The sequence below is a fragment of the Pseudomonas sp. PS02303 genome, assembly GCF_029959925.1.
Lineage (GTDB): Bacteria > Pseudomonadota > Gammaproteobacteria > Pseudomonadales > Pseudomonadaceae > Aquipseudomonas > Aquipseudomonas mandelii.
In genome coordinates this window covers 1-2,708 of the sequence record NZ_JASCOM010000449.1, presented here as the reverse complement: position 1 = coordinate 2,708, position 2,708 = coordinate 1, and the positions used below count along the sequence as shown (strand labels likewise).

General features: G+C 60.4%; 2 protein-coding genes. One reads left to right on the top strand and one right to left on the bottom strand.

All coding sequences use genetic code 11. The features are described 5' to 3' along the window. Positions 1–116: 116 nt before the first annotated feature. Positions 117–1,892 (bottom strand): glyoxylate carboligase, encoded by a 1,776-nt coding sequence (gene gcl, locus QMX98_RS33910; RefSeq protein ID WP_010456878.1) that lies wholly within the window; start codon positions 1,890–1,892, stop codon positions 117–119. A 266-nt stretch (positions 1,893–2,158) separates the two neighbouring features. Between gcl and QMX98_RS33905 the strand changes: the two genes are divergently transcribed. After that, positions 2,159–2,599 carry a heme-binding protein gene (locus QMX98_RS33905; RefSeq protein WP_282412054.1) on the top strand — a complete coding sequence of 147 codons (441 nt, stop codon included), beginning with the start codon at positions 2,159–2,161 and terminating at the stop codon, positions 2,597–2,599. The last annotated feature ends 109 nt before the right edge of the window (positions 2,600–2,708 follow it).

Here is a 2,708-nt window from a genome sequence, read left to right as displayed (position 1 = left end):
GCTTGCTCCCGCTCGGCTGCGAAGCAGTCGCAAAGCTTTTGGGGCCGCTTCGCGACCCAGCGGGAGCAAGCTCCCTCGCCACACAGGCGCGCTCCCACAGTGGGAACGATCAGCAGTTAATCGAGCAGCGAAATCGCCGTTGGTGCGTCGTTGCCGACCAGCGCCAGGTCTTCGAATTCATTGACGGCGTTGATCTCGGTGCCCATGGAAATGTTGGTCACGCGCTCCAGAATAATCTCGACGATCACCGGCACCTTGAACTCTTCGATCAGCTCTTGAGCCTTGCGCAGGGCAGGCTGGATCTGACCCGGTTCGAACACCCGCAGCGCCTTGCAACCGAGGCCCTCGGCCACCGCGACGTGGTCGACACCGTAACCATTGAGTTCCGGGGCGTTCAGGTTATCGAAGGACAGCTGTACGCAGTAGTCCATGTCGAAACCGCGCTGGGCCTGACGAATCAGCCCCAGGTACGAATTGTTGACCACAACGTGGATGTACGGCAGCTTGAACTGCGCGCCCACCGCCAATTCCTCGATCATGAACTGGAAATCATAGTCGCCCGACAGTGCCACGACCTTGCGGGTCGGATCGGCCTTGACCACGCCCAGTGCTGCCGGAATGGTCCAGCCCAACGGGCCGGCCTGGCCGCAGTTGATCCAGTGACGAGGCTTGTAGACGTGCAGGAACTGCGCGCCGGCAATCTGCGACAGACCGATGGTGCTGACGTAACAGGTGTCTTTGCCGAACACTTGGTTCATCTCTTCGTAAACCCGTTGCGGCTTGACCGGCACGTTGTCGAAGTGAGTCTTGCGCTGCAGGCTGGCTTTGCGCTGCTGGCAGTCTTGCAGCCAGGCGCTGCGGTTTTTCAGCTTGCCGGCGGCTTGCCATTCGCGAGCGACTTCGATGAACACGGTCAACGCGGCCGCGGCGTCGGAGACGATGCCCAGGTCCGGGTTGAATACGCGGCCGATTTGCGTCGGCTCGATGTCGACGTGAATGAACTTGCGGCCTTCGGTGTACACATCGATCGAACCGGTGTGGCGGTTGGCCCAACGGTTACCGACGCCCAACACCACGTCGGACTTGAGCAGGGTGGCGTTGCCGTAACGGTGCGACGTCTGCAAGCCGACCATGCCGACCATCAGCGGGTGATCGTCCGGGATGGTGCCCCAGCCCATCAGGGTCGGGATCACCGGGATACCGGTCAGCTCGGCGAATTCCACCAGCAACTCGCTGGCATCGGCATTGATGATGCCGCCACCGGCCACCAGCAATGGACGCTCGGCCTGATCGAGCATGGCCAGGGCCTTCTCGATTTGCACACGGTTAGCGGTTGGCTTGGCCAGCGGCAGTGGTTGGTAGGCATCGATGTCGAATTCGATTTCAGCCATCTGCACGTCGAACGGCAAGTCGATCAGCACCGGGCCTGGACGGCCGGAGCGCATTTCATAGAAGGCTTTCTGAAACGCGTAAGGCACCTGGCCCGGTTCCATGACGGTGGTTGCCCACTTGGTCACTGGTTTGACGATCGCGGTGATGTCGACAGCCTGGAAGTCTTCCTTGTGCATACGGGCGCGGGGGGCCTGGCCGGTAATGCAAAGAATCGGGATCGAGTCGGCCGAGGCGCTGTAGAGCCCGGTGACCATGTCGGTGCCGGCCGGGCCGGAGGTGCCGATGCACACGCCGATGTTGCCGGCCTTGGTGCGGGTGTAGCCCTCGGCCATGTGCGAGGCACCTTCAACGTGGCGTGCGAGGACGTGATCGATGCCACCAACCTTCTGCAAGGCGGAGTACAGCGGGTTGATCGCGGCGCCCGGGATGCCAAAAGCGGTATCAACCCCTTCACGGCGCATCACCAGAACGGCGGCTTCGATTGCTCTCATTTTGCTCATGGTTTTGTGCCTCTTACGTTTTGTAATTGTATACAAGTGGCTTTGCGCAGAGTGTATTCACGGCGGACAGCGCAGGTCAATCCATTTTCTCAAGCGACTGTTTCATTCGTCGGAGCCCGTTCTGCTGTGGCTTTTCGTCGCATGTGGCGCTTTTCGATAATTATTGTATACAAAAAAATAACTCATTGTGTTCTATTTGTTGCATCGGACTGCGACGCAAGCGCGCAGTCCACTGGCTTTCCCTATAACAAAATGAGGACGGCACCATGAGCGCTTTAACCTTGAAAGTTGCAGTCAACCTGATCGATCAGGCCATCACCGCTGGGCGTGCTAACTCCGCGGCTCCACTGACCATCGCGGTGCTGGATGCCGGCGGGCACTTGATTACCTTGCAGCGCGAAGACGGCGCCAGCCTGCTGCGCCCGCAAGTCGCCATCGGCAAAGCCTGGGGCGCCATCGCCCTCGGCAAAGGCTCACGCCTGCTGGCGCTGGACGCCCAACAACGACCGGCATTCTTTGCCGCGCTGAACAGCCTGGGGCAAGGCAGCGTCGTGCCGGCACCGGGCGGCGTGTTGATTCGGGATCAGGACGGGAATGTGCTGGGGGCGGTGGGGATCAGCGGGGATCTGTCGGATGTTGACGAGCAGTGCGCGATCAGTGCGATCGAGGCGGTGGGGTTGAGGGCGGATGCGGGGGTTACGGCATGATTTGGGGTGACTGATTAATCGCTATCGCGAGCAGGCTCACTCCTACAAGGATCGGGGTTGGACACAAAATGTCTGAACATCACAAATCCCCTGTAGGAGTGAGCCTGCT

Coding starts and splice junctions, on each gene's coding strand:
- QMX98_RS33905 (WP_282412054.1), top strand. CDS start 2,159: ATGAGCGCTTTAACCTTGAAAGTTGCAGTCAACCTGATCGATCAGGCC.
- gcl (WP_010456878.1), bottom strand. CDS start 1,892: ATGAGCAAAATGAGAGCAATCGAAGCCGCCGTTCTGGTGATGCGCCGT.